Source organism: Paenibacillus sp. B2(2019), from assembly GCF_008370385.1.
Classification (GTDB): domain Bacteria; phylum Bacillota; class Bacilli; order Paenibacillales; family Paenibacillaceae; genus Paenibacillus_AQ.
Window position 1 is genome coordinate 569,455 of sequence record NZ_VTZR01000024.1, and the last position, 21,899, is coordinate 591,353.

At 39.6% G+C, this 21,899-nt stretch carries 21 protein-coding genes; 15 read left to right on the plus strand and 6 right to left on the minus strand.

Annotation, left to right across the window (positions count from 1 at the left end; genetic code table 11):
* Nucleotides 1-15: 15 nt before the first annotated feature.
* Nucleotides 16-2,124: a DUF5054 domain-containing protein gene (locus PAENI_RS23855; protein ID WP_149646887.1), complete on the plus strand. Its 2,109-nt coding sequence runs from the start codon at nt 16-18 to the stop codon at nt 2,122-2,124.
* A gap of 75 nt (nt 2,125-2,199) precedes the next feature.
* Here the strand turns inward: PAENI_RS23855 and PAENI_RS23860 are convergent, their stop codons facing one another.
* Together PAENI_RS23860 and PAENI_RS23865 are read right to left on the minus strand one after the other, a co-directional pair.
* Nucleotides 2,200-3,507, minus strand: a complete 1,308-nt coding sequence (locus tag PAENI_RS23860) for an ATP-binding protein (RefSeq protein WP_149646888.1) — start codon at nt 3,505-3,507, stop codon at nt 2,200-2,202.
* The gene (locus PAENI_RS23865; RefSeq protein ID WP_149646889.1) at nt 3,500-4,237 is read right to left on the minus strand and encodes a LytR/AlgR family response regulator transcription factor; all 738 of its coding nucleotides are present in this window, start codon (nt 4,235-4,237) and stop codon (nt 3,500-3,502) included. Before PAENI_RS23865 ends, PAENI_RS23860 begins: the two co-directional genes overlap by 8 nt.
* Before the next feature lie 194 nt (nt 4,238-4,431).
* On the opposite strand from PAENI_RS23865, the gene PAENI_RS23870 reads away from it, so the two are divergent.
* The 8 genes from PAENI_RS23870 (at nt 4,432) to PAENI_RS23900 (ending at nt 11,626) form a co-directional block, all read left to right on the plus strand.
* Complete coding sequence (locus PAENI_RS23870; protein WP_149646890.1) at nt 4,432-5,343, plus strand: ABC transporter ATP-binding protein; 912 nt, start codon at nt 4,432-4,434, stop codon at nt 5,341-5,343.
* A gap of 3 nt (nt 5,344-5,346) precedes the next feature.
* A complete protein-coding gene (locus tag PAENI_RS23875; protein WP_149646891.1) occupies nt 5,347-6,144 on the plus strand; it encodes an ABC transporter permease in 798 nt (265 codons plus the stop codon).
* Nucleotides 6,145-6,300: 156 nt separating this feature from the next.
* Nucleotides 6,301-8,088 (plus strand): ABC transporter ATP-binding protein, encoded by a 1,788-nt coding sequence (locus PAENI_RS23880; protein WP_149646892.1) that lies wholly within the window; start codon nt 6,301-6,303, stop codon nt 8,086-8,088.
* Between the two features lies 1 nt (nt 8,089).
* Entirely contained in the window at nt 8,090-9,457 is a 1,368-nt protein-coding gene (locus PAENI_RS23885; RefSeq protein WP_223178992.1) for a radical SAM/SPASM domain-containing protein, read from the plus strand.
* Complete coding sequence (locus tag PAENI_RS23890; RefSeq protein WP_149646894.1) at nt 9,454-10,515, plus strand: TIGR04066 family peptide maturation system protein; 1,062 nt, start codon at nt 9,454-9,456, stop codon at nt 10,513-10,515. The genes PAENI_RS23885 and PAENI_RS23890 overlap by 4 nt, the downstream gene beginning before the upstream one ends.
* A gap of 14 nt (nt 10,516-10,529) precedes the next feature.
* Nucleotides 10,530-10,757, plus strand: a complete 228-nt coding sequence (locus tag PAENI_RS23895) for a hypothetical protein (RefSeq protein WP_042189946.1) — start codon at nt 10,530-10,532, stop codon at nt 10,755-10,757.
* A gap of 94 nt (nt 10,758-10,851) precedes the next feature.
* Complete coding sequence (locus PAENI_RS31980; protein ID WP_156113154.1) at nt 10,852-10,995, plus strand: hypothetical protein; 144 nt, start codon at nt 10,852-10,854, stop codon at nt 10,993-10,995.
* 271 nt (nt 10,996-11,266) lie between these two features.
* Entirely contained in the window at nt 11,267-11,626 is a 360-nt protein-coding gene (locus PAENI_RS23900; protein WP_060622809.1) for a hypothetical protein, read from the plus strand.
* 33 nt (nt 11,627-11,659) lie between these two features.
* Here PAENI_RS23900 and PAENI_RS23905 read toward each other — a convergent pair whose 3' ends face one another.
* On the minus strand, nt 11,660-12,922 hold the full coding sequence (locus PAENI_RS23905; RefSeq protein WP_188114661.1) for a serine hydrolase domain-containing protein: 1,263 nt from the start codon (nt 12,920-12,922) through the stop codon (nt 11,660-11,662).
* Nucleotides 12,923-12,988: 66 nt separating this feature from the next.
* On the opposite strand from PAENI_RS23905, the gene PAENI_RS23910 reads away from it, so the two are divergent.
* The 4 genes from PAENI_RS23910 to PAENI_RS23925 all read left to right on the plus strand — a co-directional run bounded on the left by PAENI_RS23910 (nt 12,989) and on the right by PAENI_RS23925 (nt 18,230).
* Nucleotides 12,989-13,672 carry a response regulator transcription factor gene (locus tag PAENI_RS23910; protein ID WP_149646896.1) on the plus strand — a complete coding sequence of 228 codons (684 nt, stop codon included), beginning with the start codon at nt 12,989-12,991 and terminating at the stop codon, nt 13,670-13,672.
* 2 nt (nt 13,673-13,674) lie between these two features.
* The gene (locus tag PAENI_RS23915; protein ID WP_149646897.1) at nt 13,675-14,943 is read left to right on the plus strand and encodes a HAMP domain-containing sensor histidine kinase; all 1,269 of its coding nucleotides are present in this window, start codon (nt 13,675-13,677) and stop codon (nt 14,941-14,943) included.
* Between the two features lie 141 nt (nt 14,944-15,084).
* Complete coding sequence (locus tag PAENI_RS23920; protein WP_081383044.1) at nt 15,085-15,882, plus strand: ABC transporter ATP-binding protein; 798 nt, start codon at nt 15,085-15,087, stop codon at nt 15,880-15,882.
* Nucleotides 15,883-15,884: 2 nt separating this feature from the next.
* Nucleotides 15,885-18,230 carry an ABC transporter permease gene (locus tag PAENI_RS23925; protein ID WP_149646898.1) on the plus strand — a complete coding sequence of 782 codons (2,346 nt, stop codon included), beginning with the start codon at nt 15,885-15,887 and terminating at the stop codon, nt 18,228-18,230.
* A gap of 87 nt (nt 18,231-18,317) precedes the next feature.
* Here PAENI_RS23925 and PAENI_RS23930 read toward each other — a convergent pair whose 3' ends face one another.
* Together PAENI_RS23930 and PAENI_RS23935 are read right to left on the minus strand one after the other, a co-directional pair.
* Entirely contained in the window at nt 18,318-18,746 is a 429-nt protein-coding gene (locus tag PAENI_RS23930) for a VOC family protein (protein ID WP_042189935.1), read from the minus strand.
* Between the two features lie 189 nt (nt 18,747-18,935).
* On the minus strand, nt 18,936-19,334 hold the full coding sequence (locus PAENI_RS23935) for a DUF2871 domain-containing protein (RefSeq protein WP_094870196.1): 399 nt from the start codon (nt 19,332-19,334) through the stop codon (nt 18,936-18,938).
* A 349-nt stretch (nt 19,335-19,683) separates the two neighbouring features.
* Between PAENI_RS23935 and PAENI_RS23940 the strand changes: the two genes are divergently transcribed.
* A complete protein-coding gene (locus PAENI_RS23940; RefSeq protein ID WP_262495701.1) occupies nt 19,684-19,899 on the plus strand; it encodes a hypothetical protein in 216 nt (71 codons plus the stop codon).
* A gap of 116 nt (nt 19,900-20,015) precedes the next feature.
* Here PAENI_RS23940 and PAENI_RS23945 read toward each other — a convergent pair whose 3' ends face one another.
* Nucleotides 20,016-20,981, minus strand: a complete 966-nt coding sequence (locus tag PAENI_RS23945; RefSeq protein ID WP_042189930.1) for an NAD(P)H-dependent flavin oxidoreductase — start codon at nt 20,979-20,981, stop codon at nt 20,016-20,018.
* A 208-nt stretch (nt 20,982-21,189) separates the two neighbouring features.
* Between PAENI_RS23945 and PAENI_RS23950 the strand changes: the two genes are divergently transcribed.
* A complete protein-coding gene (locus PAENI_RS23950) occupies nt 21,190-21,852 on the plus strand; it encodes an MgtC/SapB family protein (RefSeq protein WP_042189928.1) in 663 nt (220 codons plus the stop codon).
* Nucleotides 21,853-21,899 lie beyond the last annotated feature (47 nt).

A 21,899-nucleotide genomic window follows, 5' to 3' on the forward strand; every position in this document is an offset into this window, starting at 1 on the left:
AAGCAGGTCGGGAGAATGAATAACACTAAGAAGGTCCATGTTGTATTTAAAACGCATTTGGATATTGGGTTCACGAATTTGGCTGCGAATGTATTAAGACAATACATGGAAGAGTATATTCCGAAAGCGATGGCTTTAGCTGATACATTAGAGGCTGAAGGTGGTCGCGCGCAATTTGTATGGACGACTGGATCCTGGCTAATTCGTTATTATTTGGATCACGCACCTGCTTCGGAAAGAGAAGCGATGGAGAAGGCAATTCGTAAAGGACATATAGTGTGGCATGGGTTACCGTTCACTACACATACTGAGCTTATGGATAAGGAGCTTTTCCGATACGGGCTAACGATCAGCCAAGAGCTTGATCAACAATTTGGGAAACAAACGATAGCCGCCAAAATGACGGATGTGCCAGGTCATACCCTGTCCATGGTTCCGTATATGCAGAAAGCAGGCATTCAGTATATGCATCTCGGAGTTAACCCAGCCTCTATGCGTCCTGATGTACCAAAGCTGTTTCGCTGGCAGGCAGGGGATGGCAGCGAATTAATTGTGAACTATGCCGGAAGCTACGGAGAGCCGGTTGAGATTGAAGGGATCGACGATATATTGCTATTTGCGCATACGGGTGACAATTGTGGGCCGCCAAGTGCTGAGGAAATCGCAGAGCAATTCCGTGAAATCCAAGAACGATACCCTGACGCTGAGATTATAGCGTCTTCACTAGATGCATTTGCAAGAAGTCTTATGCAAGTTCGCGAGCAGCTTCCTGTGGTTAGTGAAGAAATCGGTGATACTTGGATTCATGGTGCAGGGACAGATCCATTAAAACTTGCCAAGCTACGCGAGCTTCAACGTTTGAGAAGCAAATGGCTGTCCGAAGGAAGCTTAGACGAGCATAGTACTGCCTATAAAGGGATGAGCGATGCTATGTTGATGGTAGCAGAGCATACATGGGGTTTAGACGTAAAGAAATGGCTTCCTGACTTTCGAAACTATGCGAAAAAAGATTTCAATGATGCTAGAATCAAGGACGAGATTGATGTAGACGATATTCCTGCGAAATTCAATTATATTGGTGCATTCGCTATGGATGAATTCGATAAACATTCTAGTGGTTTATTTGCCTCAGAACAGAGCGTCCGGAAGTATTCGATGATCGAACGTTCTTGGGCGGAGCAACGGGGCTATCTGGATCAGGCAATCGCATGCCTGGATAAAGATAAACAAGCGGAGGCAAAGGAAGCGTTCGGTAGGCTAGAGCCTACGAGGAAAGATTGTTCCGCTGATGCTGAGCAGGTTAGTGTCCAAGAGGTGTACGCGGTTGAAGGCTATAAACTGACCTTTGGCGTGAATGGCTCACTTGTTCATTTATCGGACGCTAATGAGAAAGTATGGGTAGACGAAAGCCATCCCTTCGGCGTTTACGCCTATGAGACGTTTGGAACGGAGGACTATGCCAGATACTTCCGTACCTATATGCAAAATTTAAGCTTCACCCATCCATGGTCTGATGCCGACTTTAATAAGCCTGGCTTTGAATTCGTTCGACCATTACCTAGTCATCAGCTATATGAGCCCATCGTGACTGATATGAAGCGAGTAAACGGCAAACGTTTCTTGCTACGTTTACGCATGCCGGTACAAGCGTATGAATTATATGGTGCGCCGAAGGAACTTGAATTAGTGTATGATTTTGAACATGAAGGTACGGTTGACGTATCACTGCAATGGTTCGGAAAAGAAGCGAACCGCCTTCCAGAAGCAAGCTGGTTCGGTTGTGCATTGAATGTCGATAATCCTAATCTTTGGATGATGGATAAGATGGGCTTGCCAGTCTCACCTTTGCGTGTAGTGAAGGACGGGAATCGTAATCTTCATGCAATTGGACGTGGCGTTAGTTATCAGGGGGCAGATGGGAGCGCCTTTATCGAAACCATGGATGCTGCTTTGGCTGCACCGGGTCAAAAAAGACTGCTGCAATTCGATAATTCTTTTGTTTCTCTAGATAAAGGATGGCATTTTAATTTGCACAACAATATCTGGGGTACGAATTTCCCTATGTGGTACGGTGAAGATGCAGTATTTCGTTTTCGTCTAAATTTACAATCGAACCGTAAGTAAAATAATAGATGTACTTGTGACTGAAATGCACCCCTTAGAATAAACATTGGAAAACCCTCTGGGTCCGATGTCTTTCTATGAGGTGCATTTTTGCTCAGTTTCTGCAACTGATAAGATCTCAATGTTAAAAAGACAAATTTCCACTTGGAAAATTTGGTTTTCATAGGTGATATCCCATATTCCGCCGATTTCTTCTACCGCATTCTTTACGCTTTTTAGACCGATACCATGAAAATGCTTATCTCGTTTTGTTGTGGCTAATTCTCCGAAATGATTCGTACGTATTGAATGCTGATATGGATTCTGTATTCTGATAAATAAAGTACCTTTATGATAATGAAGTTGGAATTTAATATAAGGCTGAGTCACACCTGGATGCTTGCATGCTTCTATGGCATTATCAAGGGTGTTCCCTAGAATAATGCTAAATGCATAAGCATCTAGGTCAAGCTGAGGTGGAATCTTAATATCCGTTTGAAAGGAGATACCCAGCTTTTTGGCAAATTGCGACTTGTAATTAATGATAGAGTCGATTAGGATGGAGCCGGTATTACTTTCACCTGAAGAGAGTTCTATTACTCCAAGAAGCTTATCCACATCATTCAGTCCGGCTTCTTTTTCCCCAGCTTGTAATTGAGACCTCAGGCCGAGCAAGATATTCCTGAAATCATGTTGAAACGTAAAGACTTCTTGCTGCCTTTCTTTCGTGAGCAGATACTGGTTCATATAGTAGGTGTTCTGCTGTTCCAACAAGTAGTTTTTATTCTGTGCCGATTGTATGGTTAATACACGATCACACAAAAGAATGATCAGGAAGTTGATCAACAGCATTCCTCCGGACAAAGTCGGATACAACGCCGGATATTCCCGCAATGACAGCTCGCCCGATAATTTTGCAATACTGAGAATGCTGATAAACGGAAAGCAGAACAGCCCGATCCAATACCAACTGCTTAGACTGCCCTCGCCAAAAGCTTTGGTAAAACGAAGCGTGATCTGTACCAGTATAAACATCAGAATCTTAGACAAAAACAAGGTAAAGATGTATCCGCTTGTCGTATACACAGGTGCAGTAGCTGCATCTGAAAGAATAATCAGTGCGACTATAAATAAAGCAGCACCAATACGCCATTGTATTTTTCCTTTATACAAAAAGGACAAGAGAACGATCCCCACTATATTAAGCCCTAGCATCCATAAGCCGGGGAGTGGGCTGTAATGAAGGAGGAGTACGAAAATATAATAAGCAGTGTATACGGAATAAAGGATTACTTTGGATTCCCAAAGTCGTGGGAAACAATGATCATAGAAATAATGAATGATAAATGGGAGAGCTGCCAGTGTGAGGGCATAGAACAGCTCATCCAGTAGAATATTATTCAAGCAGACTCCCCCTGAATTGCAAATAACTCTTTTTCACTACGATGCTTTGCTTATCGCTAATCGGAAGTTCTTCCCCACTCGTTAATACAATTTTTTTGCCCTGAATTTGTTTTATGTAATCGAAATTCACAAGATACGATTGATGAATCCGCACAAACTGCTTCGAAGGTAGCTTTCCTTCTTCTATAGATAAAGTACTGTAATATTCCGTTTGATCTTCCGTTGTTTGCAAAATGATTTTTCGGCGATCACTTGCCAAGTACATAATATTACGGATTGGAATAAGTAGTTTTGTTCCACTTTGGTGTACAGGCAGTAATTTTGGTTGGTTTTGCTGACGCTTGACCTTTATTTGCTGAATCATAGAGATTAGTTTTTTTTCAAAAGACTCGTTATGTATAGGCTTCTTTATAAAACCAGAAGGTTGAACGTCAAATAGTTGAACATGATACTCTTCGTGGCTCGATACGTAAATCAACCGAACCCTATCATTATCACAATCTCTCCGTAATATATGACCCGCTGTTATTCCGCTTATTCCCTTCATTTCTATATCCATAAAAATAAGATCATATGGACAACCATGTTTAATGGCTTTCGTGAAACTTTCACCAGAATAGAATATGGATACCTCTATCTTTACGGTCTGCTGAATGGGATGGTTAAGGATCAATCTCTCAATATATTCTGTTGCCTTGAAATCATCATCACAAATAGCAATATATATCATGTGAAATTCCCCTCCTGTGTTATAAATAATAATACATTATATGGGAGTATAATCAACCTTTATCCTTTTAGGGATCACTTGGAAGTGGCGAAAGTTACATTTATTCCCGTGTTTTTTACCATTGCGATTAGTAATTCTAGTAAACATGCTAATTTAATATCAATTAGTAGCAGACGGTATGGAGGAGTTGAAAAATGAATACAACAATCTTTGAAGCTGAGGGATTAACTAAACAGTACGGCAGTGCAAATGCGCTTCAAAATATAAATATGCAGATTAAACAGGGTGATATCTATGGCTTTGTAGGTGAGAATGGAGCAGGTAAAACCACACTCATGAAAATAATTAGTGGATTAGTTTACCCTACAAAAGGGACTATCCAATTGATGGGTAAAAGTAGTGAGAAGGACATCGCACGAGTCAGAAAAAAAATGGGGGTTTTAATAGAACTACCTGCCCTCTACCCCCATATGAATGCTGAAGAGAATTTAAGCTTTTATTGCAAGATTCATGGTATTTCGGATTTCAAGAGAATTAAAGCTGTGCTGAATTTAGTGGGACTAACGGATGTTGAAAACAAAAATACAACGGAATATTCTCTGGGCATGCGTCAACGCTTAGGGCTGGCAATTTCCCTTCTCAATGAACCGGAATTTTTAGTGTTGGATGAACCGATTAATGGACTTGATCCTACAGGAATTGTAGAGATGAGAAAATTATTGGCTAAGCTGGCACATGAAAAAGGGGTTACCATCTTGATTTCCAGCCATATCTTGAGTGAGCTCCAATTGTTAGCTACCAAATTCGGGTTTATTCATAAAGGGCAGTTCATTAAGGAAGTCTCTGTGGAAGAACTCTTGCAATCTGCCGAAGCGCAAATTTGTATTAAGACCGTTGAAATAGCTGCAGCAATAAACGTGCTTAAGAACGATCTTAATATTCATTCGATCACATTGTCAGAAGCCGGAGAAATATTGGTTCCCAAGGATTTGACAGATCTTGAACAGTTAATGTCAACGTTAATTAGAAATGGAATTCCACTTGAAGGAATCAACCTGTCCACAGCAAATCTTGAGCATTATTATATGGATCTGATAGGAGAATGAGGAATGAGGGATTTTCTGAAAGCTGAGTCTTACTTTATAAGAAGGGATATCATGTTTAAGGGAATTTCTCTTCTGTTCCTTATAGCAAGTCTGGTACTAGCAATCTGGATTGGCGGTAAAGGTGGTTTTGAAATCGGTAATCTCGCGGAACCCTTAACTATTGTGACACCTTTATCTTTATTTTTTTATTTTATTATTCCAGTTTACGTATGTTTTTTTGCAACCGAAGGATTTGAATATGGATCTATCAAAGTTATCCTGGCTTCCGGACAAAGTAGGTTTATCTATATCACGGGGAAATACCTTTCTGTTTTTAAAATTATTATATGGTGGATTTTACAATTTACAGTAGTGTTTTATCTCGCTTATATGATAGCTGCTTTGATAATCGGGACTGACATCGGTAATCGTAATTTTTCTGCTGACTTGATTCAGGTTTCCCGTGTACTGGGATTAAATATCCTTTATTTATCAGCTTATGCTGCTCTAATCATTATGGTAGGTATTCTTATTAAAAGAACGGCTTCAGCGGTGGTTGTAACTTTTCTAATTATATTCGGCGACTTCATGATATCCGGTTATTTCCGTGATGCTCCCTCTTCATTGTTAAGGGGGATTTCAGACCATGCTTTAACGACCCAAGTTATGAAGTTTTCCGGAATCTACGTCGTTAATTCACAACATATAGTCCTAACCGGAGCAAAGAGCTTTATGGAAGTGGTGTTGATTCCTGTGATTATCATAGCTATTAGTTTGTCTGTCACCTATATTTCGTTTGGAAAAAGAGATATACACGCGTAGATAAAGGAGGAATTGAAATGGACAGGGGTAATAGATCACCAAAAACGATCGTTATTGTAGGTGCGTTGCTAGCTATTGTAGTTTTTGTTATTCTTTTTGTTGGTATTGAGATGGGATGAGGCTAGTCTCAGTATATGTCGCGGGGAGTTATGTGAAATGAAATACAATGTAGTATGGATCAGCATTAAAGAGTTATTTCATCCTTACCGTAAAAACATTTGGATAATCAGTATTGTTATGTTGGTGACTTCTATAGGGAGCTTTTTGACTCCATGGTTTACCAAGCAACTTATTGACATTGGTATTCTAGGTTTGGATTTTTATCGAGTTATTCAATACGTAGGACTAATTTTTTTAGTATTCCTTATCCAACAATTACTTGGTATTTTTCAATTCTATTACTATAAGGAAATAAGTGTGAGAATACCATATGACTTGAATAAGAAAGCTTGTAAACATGTGTTATCCGTACGCACGAAATTTTTTAAAGACAGAAATTTCTCAGTAGTGATGTCTGAGCTTTTTCAAGATATCGCCAACATATCGTCTTTGACAGACACGCAATTTTTAACTTCTTTCGTTAATCTATTTAAAGTTTTCGCCGGCTTAACAGCATTGTTTTATATTAACTGGAAATTAACTCTAGTTATGCTCGCTACAATTCCAGTCAAAATGCTAATTAGCAGTTTTTTATATAAAAAGCAAGTAAAGGTATATGAAATCATTATGCACTTGCAATCAAATTTCTCAGAATGGTTAGGGGATGCAATTAGTGGCATTGAAGCGATAAAAGTATGGGGGATTACTGGAAAACGACTAGCGAAACTGAAAGTGAATCTGGATGGAAGTAAAAATGCTAAATCCAAGTTAATGCGTTATGGATTTATTGATAGTATATCGGGTTCATTTATGACGACATTGTTTACTTGTGGTCTTTACTTGTACGGTGCTTGGTTAATCCAAACAGATGAAATCACTATTGGCGGTCTGGTATCTTTCATTTCGTACTCATCATTGGTATTTGAACCAATTACTATCATATCGTATTTGATTACTCAATTATCCAGCGTGAAACCAGCTTTTGAGCGGTTTTTAAAATTTCTAAATACGGATGCTGAAATTGATAAACCGGAAGCGAAGGAATTATTAGAATCAATATCTATCAATGATCTGAAATTCGAAAACGTATCCTTGGTTTATGAGAATGAAAAAGCTCTGGATCAAGTGAATTTTACCATTCAAAAAGGTGAGAAAGTAGCGATTATTGGTTTGAACGGCAGTGGCAAATCATCCGTTGTAAATCTGCTGCTAAGATTCTATGAGCCTACTGAAGGCAGCATCAAAATAAACGATAAAGATGTGAAAGAGTATACTTTTGAATCCTATCGCTCAATATGGAGCTTGATGGCTCAAAACAATTATCTTTTCAATGATACTGTCGCGAACAATATCAACATTTCTGAAGAGCTTACACTTACTGAGATATTGGAAAGCTGCAAACAGTCAGGGGCATATTCATTTATCCAAGACCTACCCGAAAAAATGGACACTCGAATTGGTTATAATGGCGCTAAACTATCGGGTGGACAAAAACAAAAAATAGCACTCGCCCGAACATTAGCACGTAAGGATACAAAAATTCTGCTATTGGATGAAGCAACCTCAAGCTATGACTATTACTCGGAGCAGGTTTTTAACGAGGAATTGTTATCTTCAGATCGTTATATGATGACTATCATTATCACGCATCGACCGGAAGTATTAAAGAGATTAGATAAGATCATTTATTTAAATGGTGGCAAGGTTCTTGGGATAGGAACTTTTGATGAGTTGTATACATCTCAGGAGAGTTTTAGAGATATGATTACTAGTACGCAAAGGGAGGAAACCCCGGATGCCTTTTATTCCTTTTCAAACGAGAGCGAATCTACATTACGTCTATGACATGAATAGAAACAGTATTTATAAAATCAAACAGAATCAGTATGAAGCGTTAAGTCATATTTCTGAAGGCAGTTATGAGGAAGCTGATGTAAATGTACTTAAAGATTTTCAAAAGAGAGGGCTTCTAGCTGAATCTCCGATTCTACAAATTGAACATCCGGCAAGTCAAATGTTGGAGTACCAGTTAGAGCGCTGTGTAAACTCAATCACTTTTCAAATGTCTCAAAATTGCAACTTGCGTTGTGGTTACTGTCCTTACTCAAGCAATGAAATTTATAATAATCGTTCACATTCTGCTCTGAATATAACCTGGGATACTCTGCAGCAAGGGATTGATTTCCTTGTAGCCCATTCTAAAGACGTGGACCACTTGCATGTAGCTTTTTATGGTGGGGAGCCTTTGATTGAAAAAAAACTCATCATAGATACTATGAAATATACACAGGAAAAAGTCAGCGGCAAAGAAATTTCCTTTGGTATGACTACTAATGGCACACTTCTGGATGATAGTTTTGCAAGGGAAGTTCGTGATTTTAACATATCCATTATGATTAGCCTGGATGGACCGAAGGATGTTCATAATGAAAATAGGACGTTTGTAAATGGACGTGGTTCCTATGAGATTGTATATCGTAATGTTGTACATATTCGAGATAACTATCCTGATCTATATCAAAAACTGAAGTTCAATACAGTTATTAGTCCAGATGGTAAGTTCGAAGAGATCTTTGATTATTTTAGAGCGGGAGAAGGAGTTAGTGACCTCTCTAAAGTTAACTTTAATACACTATCCATGAACTATACAGAGACGGAATTCGTTTATGGTGAGGCTTATTTTGAAGAACGAAATTACGAAGCTTTGAAGGCATATCTATTGCTGCTAGGAAAAGTAAAAGAAGAGCCTGTGGCCTATCATAAACGTGATATTGAAACCATTTATAGCTACAAAGAGTTTCTTTCGCCAATCAATGAGACTCCAAAAATTGCTCATCCTAGCGGGACTTGTATACCAGGCTTGAAAAAACTTTTTGTAGATGTAAACGGTAACTTATTTCCTTGTGAGCGTATAGATGAAAATTCTTCACTGATGAAAATGGGAAATCTTCAGGATGGTTTTGATATTAAAAAGGTTCGAGAAATTTTGAATGTTGGAGCAGTTACGGAACAACACTGTAAAGAATGCTGGGCCTTTCATTGCTGCTCTATATGCCCCGCTGCAGCGGATAATGGAAAGGATGAACATTATTCAGAAAGCTATAAGCTTAGCAAATGCAACAGGGTTAAAGCGTCGGCATTAGAGAATTTGAAGAACTATACGATGATGAGGGAATTTAAATATCAGTTTAAAAGAGAGGATATTTCACTGTGAAGAAAAAACTGGCGGTTTACCCTTTTCACAAAGGTCTGATGCCTTTATTGCTAACAGAAAGTGAGCTTCAGAATTTCGAGCTGACGTATGCCGTAGTTCCAAAAGGCTGGGAGTCATTCGATGAAGTGGACGACACTAAAAAGGCTTTAATATGTGATGAAGAGAGCTTTTATTTAAATGATCTGATTAACTCAGTTGATGTACTGTTATTATGTAAGCCTCAATTTCAAGTTGATGAATCAGGTTATTGCCGGTTAACTTCTCTTGCAGAAGAGAAGGGAAAGCATATTATGTACGTGGCAGAATTAAAAACTGTATTAAACCAATCAACCATAGAGGATTGGGAATGTCTGAATCTAGAGCATCCTTCTATATCGAAACAGAATGCATTAGCGAGTATCGACGTCCCAGTTATTTTAATTATGGGGATGGGGGAAAACTGCGAAAAATGGAATTTGCAGCTTAAACTAAGTGAAAACTTTCGCAATTCGGGATATAAGATGAGTTTGATTTCCAGCAATGCACTATCTAGGTTATGGGGATACCATACAATCCCAGACATTATAGACGGCAATGATCTAACGTTTTCAGAACAGGTCGAGAGTATGAATGCCTATATTAAATATATAGAACAAGCTGAGAATCCAGATGTCATTATTATTGGAGTTCCAGGAAGTATTCTTAAGTATAGCACTTCAGTTCCCAATGGTTATGGGTATATACCTTTCCTAATCAGTAATGCAGTCACACCAGATATCACAATATTAAGTTTGTATAACGGAAATTACGAAGAATCTCATTTGAAAGAAATGAAGTCCACTTGTTTATACAAATATGGCGTTAATATTGATTACTATCATATTTCTGAGAATGTTTGTTTATTTAATCCAGAAGCAAGACAACTAGAATACTATTCTGTAGATTATCGAGACTCATTGGAAAACAATTCCTATTCTCAAGAGGGGATGTATACTTTTAATCTTTCTAATTCTACAAGTCAAGAAGAGGCTTTTAAAAGAATTATAAGTGAGCTGCAAAATAATATTCCGATGATTTAAAGGAGGGGAAGGGGTTGTTGTATCTAAACGAACAGGTTATAGAAGAAACAGTCAAAAATTATGTCAAAGAATTCGATAGAACGACCAATCTATTAGGTGTAACTTCTGTTAGAAATATCATTTATATTTTAACAGATCTCGAGAACGAACTTGGATTCCAAATCAATGATTCTTTTGTCCGTGAAATCAAAGACTTAACTGTAGAAAAACTTATTGAAGTTATACCGAAACATCTAAAGTAGTGGCATAGAAATTTCGCTCTATCATTCTCAATGCTGACATAAGAGATGTATTCAAAACAGACCCTATGACAAACTGAAAGGAGGGGACTAAACAATGGAACTGAATAAAAACGCTTCTCAACAAGTAGCTCCTATGGTCTCTACATTTGCAGCTTGCTGGTGTATGTGCCTATGCCTTATTTTTACAGAAAAAAGACATAGTGACCAATTAGATGCTTTGAATGCTGTTAAAAATTAGTGAATTTATGCATCATTAATTGAGATCCTGTTTTTGACGAAGTTTTATTAGAAAATTGGCTGTTTTGGATACATCCTTTATGTCAGCATTTAAACTATAATATAAAATCTCCGGCAACAATATTGCCAGGAGATTTTTTTGTTCAGGGCTTGTTTTGATTGGGCTGATATCGGAAGAGTACTGAAAGTCACAGAGGATTATTTTAATTATCGATATAATGAAAGCGTTATCTTTTTTATTGCAGTTTACTTAAATTAAAAGGAGATAAGCTATGAGAGTGAGCAAAGTTTCTTTTAACCAGCTTGTGTTTATTTGTTTAGGGATTCAATACATGTTAATGCATTTGTTCTCTGCAGGCGAGGCGATTGTCATCACATCCATAGAGCTTGTTATATACATGATTTTTACCGTTGTTGGCCTTGTAGGATTTTTTATGCGGAGCAGAAAAGTGGATAGTGAGGCTATTTCCGGATTGGTCGCATTATTCTTCAGTGTATTATGGATGGTATCTTTATTCTCGCAATTTAAGAAAGAAAGCTACCCGGATGCTTTAACGGTAATTAATTCGCTTGGCGTAGCTACTGCCTTACTTGTGCTTCTGGCTGAGTTCATCATTATAGCTAAGGCCTAGCGTAAACACGAACAAAAAACAAGACAGGTCTATTTAAGACTTGTCTTGTTTTTTGTGCATCCCCAGAAATGAAAGCTCACCCTGTGCATTCCGCTTAAATTCATATTCTGAATCATGCTTCGTATGATGGAATCTTGTTTCCGAGATTGGATAAAAGGGAGTGACCTCTACATCATTCCAGATAAAATAGTAAGCTTGCCCACTACGCTCCACGCTCGCTTTGCAGCCATATCCCTCATAGGCTCCCATATATGAAGCATAAATGCTATCATCAAGCGGGTAGGCTTGTGGAGAGATCGGCACGCTTACAGGTTCACCGAAGACTAATCCAGCTAGCGATTCCGTTAACTTAGTGACGGGTACGCAATCATAATTAGTCAACATGATGACGCTTGTTTGATCTTCAGGGTATCTATGCAGTTCACTTCGGAAGCCGCGATAGGCACCGCCGTGATACATTCTTTTTCGATCAAAACGTTCGTCCAAGAACCAACCGAATCGATATTTGAGATTACTGGAATGAAAAGCCATCTCTAGGGTGTTATGAGACACTAATTGATCAGAGTACAAGGCTTGATCCCACAGGAAAAGATCGGCAGCCGTCGAATACATCCCGCCAGCGGATAAGATAGAACTCATATCTATGTATTCCCCCTGAGTATACTCTCCCCAAGAAGAATGATAAGGCGAGGCTAATTTCGGAATAATTTGCTGGTTGTTATAAACTCCTGTATTTACCATGCCCAGAGGCTGTAATATAAAAGTAGTGATATAATCTTCAAATGTCATCCCTGTAATCTTCTCAATAATCATCCCCAGCAAATAATAACCTGAGTTGTTATAGGCAAATGAAGTGCCAGGCATAAATGCAGGGGGCTGACTCACAAATAGCTGAAACATCTCCTGTGGAGTCAGCTTTAGCTTATTTAATTTTTGATTATATTCGGGTATGGAAGTGTAGTTGGCTATACCAGAGGTATGTCCCAGCAGGTGAAGGATGGTAATCCCCTCTAGTGCATGCTGCTGAGGGAGATATTTTAGGATTGGATCTTCCAGTCTAAGACGTTTTTGTTCTTTTAGCATCAGGATAGCCATGCCAGTGAATGATTTGGTAAGTGACCAGATCCGGAATTTGGTATCTAAAGTGTTCGGGACCTGATGTTCAAGATTCGCATATCCGTACGCTTTATGTAACTTGATTTCTCCACGCTGAGCTATTAAGACTGTGCCACTTAATGGCCAGCTTTGTTCGTATTTATCTAAATAGTGTTCCAGACGCTGGAACTGTGTATCCACAGGTAACCCCTCCTTAAAGGCATATTCTAACATAATAATAAATTCAGTTGAAGCGGAGAGAAATCGATGAGATATGATTGTTTGATTATTGATGATGAAATTGAGCTTGCGGAGACCACCTGCGAATATTTTAATTTGTTTGATGTTCAAACCGCATTTGTTACGAGCGCCGATGCCTGTCGGAGCTTTTTGAGTGAGCATCAGGTGTCGATGTTACTCCTAGATATTAATTTAGGTGGTGAATCCGGCTTCCAGTTATGCAAAGAACTGCGTCAGACGACCGGGATTCCCATCCTGTTTATTAGTGCCCGCTCCAGTGAGGATGATATATTAATTGCGCTAGATATCGGGGGAGATGATTATATTCATAAGCCGTATACCCTGAGAGTGCTGCTGGCAAAAGTAAAGGCGGTGCTTAAACGTTACAACAACGAAGTTGTAGCCGAGTCCTCCCTTCTTGAATCCGGACCCATCCAGATTGATCCCGAACTCAGAAGGGCAAGTCTTAACGGCGTACCCCTCAAGCTGAAAACAATGGAATATAAATTGCTAAAGTTTTTGATCCAACATAAAAATCGGGTAATCCCTAAAGAGGAGCTATTTACAGGGGTATGGGGGGATGTTTTTGCGGGAGATGGCACCTTAAATGTACATATCCGTCATCTTCGTGAGAAGATTGAGCAGAATCCTAACGATCCACAGTACATCCGTACCGTATGGGGCATCGGTTATGCTTTTGAGGATAAATAGTGATGACTAAAAAATTGCTACTGGCGCTAATGCTCACTATATTCGCTGCAAGTATAACTCTCTTATTCCTGATATTTAATTTGAAGGTGGAGACCCCAACAGACCGAGTGGCGATCAATACCATTGTTAAGCTTACAGAGCAGCATTGGGATAAGCTTGAGCCGAAACTGTACAAGGAAAGTCCCTATGATTTCGCCATTATTGATACCTCTGGTAAATTAAAATATCAGACTGAAAATGCGATTTCCGTTAGCGTTAACGAAGCTATCAATAATCGGGATACCTTAGTCGACGTTGTTGTTCAGGATCAGCTGGTGGGTAAAGTAATTATTAATAATGATTACCGTACGATTTTTATACATATGAAACAACAATTTATACAAGTTTCTGTTGCAATGCTGCTTTTGCTTACAATTCTAGGCATCCTCTATATTTGCTTCCTGAATAGATCCATTCTTCGTCCATTTCGCAAAATGCAGCTATTCGCGAACCATATCGCAAGAGGCGATCTTGAAGTGCCTCTGGAAATGGATCGTAATCATCTATTTGGTGCTTTTACCGAAAGCTTCGATATGATGCGGGAAGAGCTTGCGGCGGCTAGGCACAGTGAATATTTAGCGAATAAGAGTAAGAAGGAGCTGGTTGCTAGTCTCAGTCATGATATTAAGACACCCGTCGCTTCGATGAAGGCGATTACGGAACTGATGTTATTAAGCGCAAGAGATGAGAAGACAAGCAGACAGCTAAACACCTTGTATTCCAAAGCGGATCAGATTGATCGACTGGTCACAGACATGTTCCATTCCACCTTGGAGGAGCTGAATGAACTAAAAGTCAGCTTTACGGAGGAGCATAGTCACCTGCTGACCCAAATTATAAATAATGTGAACTTCTACGAACGGATTTCAGCTGCATCTGTGCCAGACTGCATCATTATGGTGGATCCCTTACGGATACAGCAGGTCATCGATAATGTGGTGAACAATTCCTATAAGTATGCCTTCTCCGGTACACCCATCGATATTACATTCGAGATTAGGGATCATTATCTGGAGATTGATGTTCTGGATTATGGTCCGGGTATCCCTGAGGAGGAATTACCTTTAATATTCAATAAATTCTTTCGGGGCAGTCTGGCCATGAGCCAGAACGGTGCAGGTCTAGGTCTGTACATTTCTCGTTATATGATGCAAAAAATGCAGGGCGACATTGTATGCTCCAATCGGGAGGATGGATTTACTGTAAAGCTGCTGATTCCTTTAGCAGGATAGAATTAAGAATTCGCTAAGGATTGCACAAAGACATGTTAAGAACATTTAACGTACGATTAGGTTGCAATTACGAATGAGTCTGTGATTGCAGCCATTATATTGTGCGTAGAGCTAGGGTTACTATTAGCGTAATTAATGAGCATGAACGTAAATGGAGTGTTCAACATGAACGAAGTGAATAATAAAGTATTGATGCAGACCCATAAGCTTGGAAAAACCTTTTCCCATGGAGGAACTCAGCAGCATGTATTAAAAAATCTAGATCTGACCTTATATCATGGTGATTTCACGATTATCATGGGCAGCTCTGGTTCTGGTAAATCAACACTGCTGTATGCCATTTCGGGAATGGATAAGCCAACGCTTGGAGAGGTCTTGTTTGAAGGTCAAGATATTACGGCGATGAGCAATGATCAGCTGGCGATATTCCGGCGGAAGAATTGTGGATTTGTGTTTCAGCAGATCCATCTGCTCGATTCAATGAGTGTCCTCGACAATGTATTATCAAGTGCTTTTCTTGTCCAAAAGGATAGAGCTGGGGCTGTGGAAAAAGCCAAAAAGCTGCTTTTAGATGTAGGCCTGGATGACACCATCTGGGGTAAGTTTCCAGCGCAAATCTCAGGAGGAGAAGCTCAGCGTGCCGGAATTATCCGGGCCCTGATCAACAGTCCAAAAGCGGTCTTTGCGGATGAGCCGACTGGAGCGCTAAATAGCTCAGCAGGAATAGGGGTACTGCGTGTCCTAACCGAGGTAAATAAGCAGGGGCAAAGCATAATTATGGTAACCCATGATCTCAAAACTGCGCTGCGTGGTAATCGGATCTTGTATCTGCAGGATGGAGTAGTCATCGGGGATTTGCGCCTTTCCCCTTATAGCGAAGATAGTGGACCTGAACGGCAGCAGCAATTACAGTCCTTTCTGACCGAATTGGGGTGGTAGGGATGAGAAGCTTAATAGGAAAGCTTGCTTGGTCCAATATTCGTAAAAGAAAAAGTGCAACGATTACGCTCTTCGTATTGATTATGATTGCTGCGCTGCTGCTGAACATTGGCCTCACAGTCAGCTTGAAGCTTAATTCTTTTCAGCAAGAAAAAATGACTGAATTAAAGACTCCAGAAATAAGTGCATATTTTGCAAAAGATGATCATCAAAAAGAGTATGAGGGGCTTGTGGATAGTTATCCATATACCGAATCTTGGGAGAATGAAGCAGCGATTCTATTAGCAGACGCAAAAATGAAGTATGCAGGAACGGATACTACTGTAGCTTTTATAATTCTCAATGCGGATACATCGCGGACAATGGGATTATTTAAGACTACGACCCCGCCGCTCGAATCTAGAGATCCGAACTTGATCTATCTGCCTTATTTATTCCATGTAGGATCGGGGTATGAGCTAGGTGATATCTTTTCTTTTGTATACAATAATGACCAATTCTCTTATACCATCGGCGGATTTATTGAGGAGCCGTTACTAGGGACATTAACGAATGGAGCTTTAAAAGTATTTCTAAATGATGAAGGCTATAAGCAATTGGAGGAACGTCTTGGAACTGAAGCTCAGTATAGTTTTCTATCAGCAGATTTGACCGATCCTTCAAAGGATGTAAAGCTGGAACAAATGATAAGTGAGCGGATTTTTGCCTCAGGAATTAAGAGTCCATTTCAAGTAATGCGGGCGGAAGTCGGACTCGAAGGGAACCGTGTTTTTGTTAATCTCTTAGCAGCTATTTTGATCGTATTTGCACTCATTATGGTTCTGATTTCGCTTATTGTAATCCGGTTTCAAATATTAGGACATATTGAAGACAATTTGACTAACATCGGCGTTTTAAAGGCGAATGGTTATACCTCATGGCAGATAAAAAACTCGCTTCTCCTTCAGTTCACCTCAGTTTCCATCATCGCAGCTATACCGGGAGGAGGGTTAGCTGGGTTAGTTATGCCCTTGGTAGGGAATATGATTTCGTCTTCGATCGGACTGCTGTGGCCTGTATCATTTGAAGTGGGCAGTGCAGCGCTTAGTTTGGTTATCGTTTCTGGACTGGTTGCTATTGTTACTTATTTGTCGAGCCGGCGAATTCGGAATATTACTCCGATTGCTGCTTTGCAGAGCGGAATCCATGCTCACAATTTCAAGCGGAACCCTATTCCACTCGAAACATCCCGAATGAATCTGCAATTCAGCTTAAGCCTTAAAGCTTTATTGAGACAGATGAAACAGAATATGATGATCATATTGATTGTTGCCGGATTAACCTTTTCTAGTATTTTTTGCTCTATACTGAATTTTAACTTTAGTGGAGACACCTCCGCCGTTATAAAGTTGGTAGGCATAGAACGAAGCGATTTCATGTTGTTGCCAAAGAACGGAGATCTGCAACAGGGGATGTTTAGAGAATTAGAAGCTATGCCAGTAGTTGAAAAGTTGACTGTATTGGATAGCCTGGCCGCTTCGATTAAGGATACTAACTTTATGCTTCGAGTGTCAGATGATTTTAGCCAGCTGGAGACACAAACAACATACAAAGGCAGACAACCCATTTATGATAACGAAATTTCGATTTCCGGTGTTATTGCGAAATTGGTGAATATAAAAGTAGGGGACGAGGTTCCGGTCACTTTTAATGGTGTGACTGTGAATTATTTAGTCACTGGCCTAAGCCAGCAGATTAATCAACTTGGGATGGTAGCGAGCATGACTGGTGACGGAATGAAAAGACTGCAACCGGAGTACACCCCTCAGTCCATCAATGTGTATCTGAAAGAGGGGGGAGATTCCAATGCTTTTGCGAAGGATCTGGAAGCGCGTTTCCCCGGACAATGGAATATTACTAACGTTCGAGAAGCGATGGATAGTACACTTAATACATTCACTTCAGCAGTATCTTCTATGACAGCGGTGATTACTGTGGTTACGATTTTTGTAGTCAGTCTAATTTTGTATTTGGTGATTAAGACGTTGATTATGAAACGTAAGCGGGAATTCGGTATTCTTAAAGGTATCGGATATACGACCTTTAATCTGATGACACAGATTACGTTCAGTCTTTTTCCGGTGATTGTAGTTGGAGTAGTGCTGGGGAGTTTAGTGGGGTATATTTTCTCGGATTCGGCGTTTGTATTATTGCTTTCAAGTCTAGGCATTTATAACGTTCAGCTGGCGGTTAGTCTGCCTCAAGTGCTTCTACTCTGTGCTGTCATTCTAGTGGTTGCTTATGTGGTATCCATGTTAGTTGCAAGACGGATTCGGAAGGTCAGTGTATATGATTTGATTATGGACTAAGCGCTTGAACAAGAAACAACGAGCTGGAGGTAGGCCGCACCTGTATTAATAGGTTTCGCAGCCACTCCATACTCGTTGTTATTTTTATTACATATTCATTCGTCCGTCATCATAATTGAATTGCCAATCGATGCCGAATTTATCTTTTAGACTACCATAACACGAGCTCCAGAAGGTTTCTTGTAATTCCATACCTACTTTTCCGCCTTCTTTAAGCTTATGGAAATATTTTTTTATGCCATCCAAATCCTTACTAACTACCGAAAGACTAATGTTATTTCCTTCCACAAAAGGCATGCCCGGAAAAACATCAGAGAACATTACATTACTGCCTTCGATATTCAAGCGAGTGTGCATAACTAAATCTTTGGCTTCTTCAGGAAGAGTGAAATTGGGATCAGGTGGTGTTTCGCCAAAGGTCATGATTTGTGGACGTTCAACGCCAAACACCTCCGCGTAAAATTCTGCGGCTTGGCGACAATTCCCGTTGAAATTCAGATAAACATCGATAGACATTTACTTCACTCCTTAAAAGTTTTATTGGCATCGAAAGCATAGTTTAAAGTTAAAATTTAAGATATCTCGCGACTTCCATATTGTATCATTTACCAGTGTATAAACAAATATACTTATAGTCTCATTTGGTATGAACTTTTACATGATTATAAAAAGGAGCCGCTGGAGTGTTATCCAGCGGCTCTTTCCCTATGATTTAATTCGTTTACCGAGCAGAATTAGTAGCCAAATGATACCAGCACCTACTATGGCATGACCGAGACCCGCAATATGCGGTAAGAAGCTGATATCAGTCCCGTTAATTTGCAGCATCCCGCGAGTGGCCATAGTACCGATCGTGATCAGGAGACCAATGTTATATACAATGTACCATGCGCCAAAGGATTTAGCTTCATGGATATTAAATAACTTGGCTAGGATCAATGCGATTATAAAGAAGAAGAAGCCCAGTACAAGGATATGAGTATGAAGTGCAACTAAGATGGTGTTTCCTTCGAAATCATTCATTTTGGTAATTTCACGATAAGCAACACCTGCTATCAAACCAAGAATGGCATAGAAAAAAGACGTGTAATACAATTTTTTCATGATCATGACTCCTTTATGTTTATTGTTATATTGAAATCATATCTTTCAAATAAGAACGCAGTATGAACAAATGATTATATAGTGATTAATTTCACGGAATTGACAAAAATAAATCTCTTAAGCATGTCCCACATAGTTTCCACACAATATTCATCTATAATCATTAATATTATTGAACCCCACTATTCATTGAATTCAGGGTGTTCGATGGCACGGGAGGATGAATATGAAAAAAGCGGATTGGATCATAGCCATTCTAGTTATGGGAATGGGTCTGATGTGCATGTTGGTTTCAGCAAATTTTTTTCGTATTGATTTTTTCCGTATTATAAAGTAGGAGATGGTTTTTTTGAAAAGAGGAATATTTGCAGTAATCTGTGTTGTTATTTTGTCATTTGGAATTGGAACAGCAGCTTATGCTGCCGGGTTTGCTCCAAGCACTTTTAAAGAGATGTTGCCCTTTATGAAAGAAAGACATCCTAACTTAGGTGATTCCGAGCTAGAACAAATGTATAAGAGCTGTCATCAACAAGAGGGCATTTCTAATACTCGTGGAATGATGTAAGGCTATGCTGATATAGAGTCAACTATAAACAACGCCTTTTAAAAAGAACCCTTTGTTGCATACAACAAAGGGTTCTTTTTTTATCTTTATCATCACAGAAGTATCCTATTACAATCTTAAGTTACCGGGTTCAATGCTCCTTGATACTCATACATTAAATTGTCGATAATCTGCTGTACGGACAATATCTCTTTAATCTCATGAACTCTGGACCCGGCAAACACTAATCCGTTCTTAACATCTCCTCTAAGCGAAGTTAGCAGGGATTCCATGGTACAGAAGCGATGCGAACATACCTTTAGACAATTAGAGCATTTGGCTATTTTTAATTTGGCATCATCACTAATACGTTCTGTGAATTCATTACGAATCGCTCTGCCATCTAGCCCAACTGTAGACTTAATTAGAATAGTATCACCTTGCTGAGCATCTACATATTTTTGTTTAAAGGCCAAAGGAGCATCACATTCATGGCTCGCCACGAAACGAGTCCCCATCTGAACACCAGAAGCGCCAATCCGAAGGGCTTTTGCGATATCATCTCCTGTAAGAATCCCACCAGCAGCAATAACCGGAATTGAAACGGCTTCTACAACCTCAGGAAGAATTTCGAACATGGATCTCTCTGTACCCAAATGGCCCCCGGCTTCAAATCCTTCCACTACGACTGCAGAGGCACCAAGTCTTTCGGATATTCTGGCTAATTTGGCGGAGGAAACAATAGACACCACAGGAGTACCATACTCTTTACCCCAAGCATAAATATCTCTGGAAATCCCGGCTCCAGATATAATAAAGTCCACTTTTTCTTCCAAAGCGACCTTCATTTTATCAGCAAAATCCTTCATCGCGAATAGAACATTCACACCGATATATCCAATCCCTTTTGAGAGCTCTCTTGTTTTGCGAATATGCATTCTCAGTTCATCAGTGGTGATTCCTGTACCAGAAATGGTGCCGATCCCGCCTGCATTGGCTACAGCAGCAGCTAAGCCACTTAAGGATATGCCTACGCCCATACCCCCTTGAATTACAGGAACCTTGGATTTAATATGCCCAAATTGGATTGTTGGCAGTTTCATATACGCACCTCTTTCACTAGTTGTAGACCGTTATACAATGTCTACTGGAGTAACAGCTATAAAGGTATCACAGTTAAATCTTTGCAGATGTGACTGTGCGCATGCTCAAACTATGTTAAATATCATGTTCATATTATAGGAGGGGGAAATATAGAAATCCGTTTATGATACAATAAATAGCAATATCATAAGGAGAGAAGGACTATGTATGGAGTTTGAATATTTGCTTCGTGTAGTTGGAGCTGGAATTTGTGGTGTTTTAGTTGGCTTTGAACGAAAAAGTCGGATGAAAGAAGCGGGAGTTAGAACGCATTTTATTGTTGCTTTAGGTGCTGCACTTATGATGATCATTTCAAAGTATGGATTTCAGGATCAAGCTGATTGGTCCTATGTTAAGCTCGATCCCGCGCGTATAGCTGCCCAGGTAGTAAGTGGAGTGGGATTTCTTGGTGCAGGAATGATTTTCATGCATAGACACACTGTGAAGGGCCTGACAACTGCAGCGGGGATTTGGGCAACGGCGGGACTAGGGCTGGCGATTGGATCGGGCCTTTATATTCTTGGTGGAGGAGCAACGATTATTATCTTACTTGGGCAAAAGATTTTGCATGGCCGATACAGTTGGCTGGCCTCACCGAAAACGCAACAGATTGTGATCTGTCTGACTAATTCAGAAGGAGCCGTGAGTAGAATTCAACAGCTCCTTGAAGAAAAAAATATTACCATTTTAAGCTTTCACGCTGAAAATAATAGTCTTGCCTCCGAATTGAATTTAGAAATTATCGTAAAATTTCCTGAATCGTTTAATGCTGTGAAATTGTTGTCACTGATACAAGAGGACGCGTCTGTTAAGGCAGTAGAGTTTCAATAATTTTTTTAACACTCCGCATCAAAAGTTGGTTTCTATTATGAAGAACT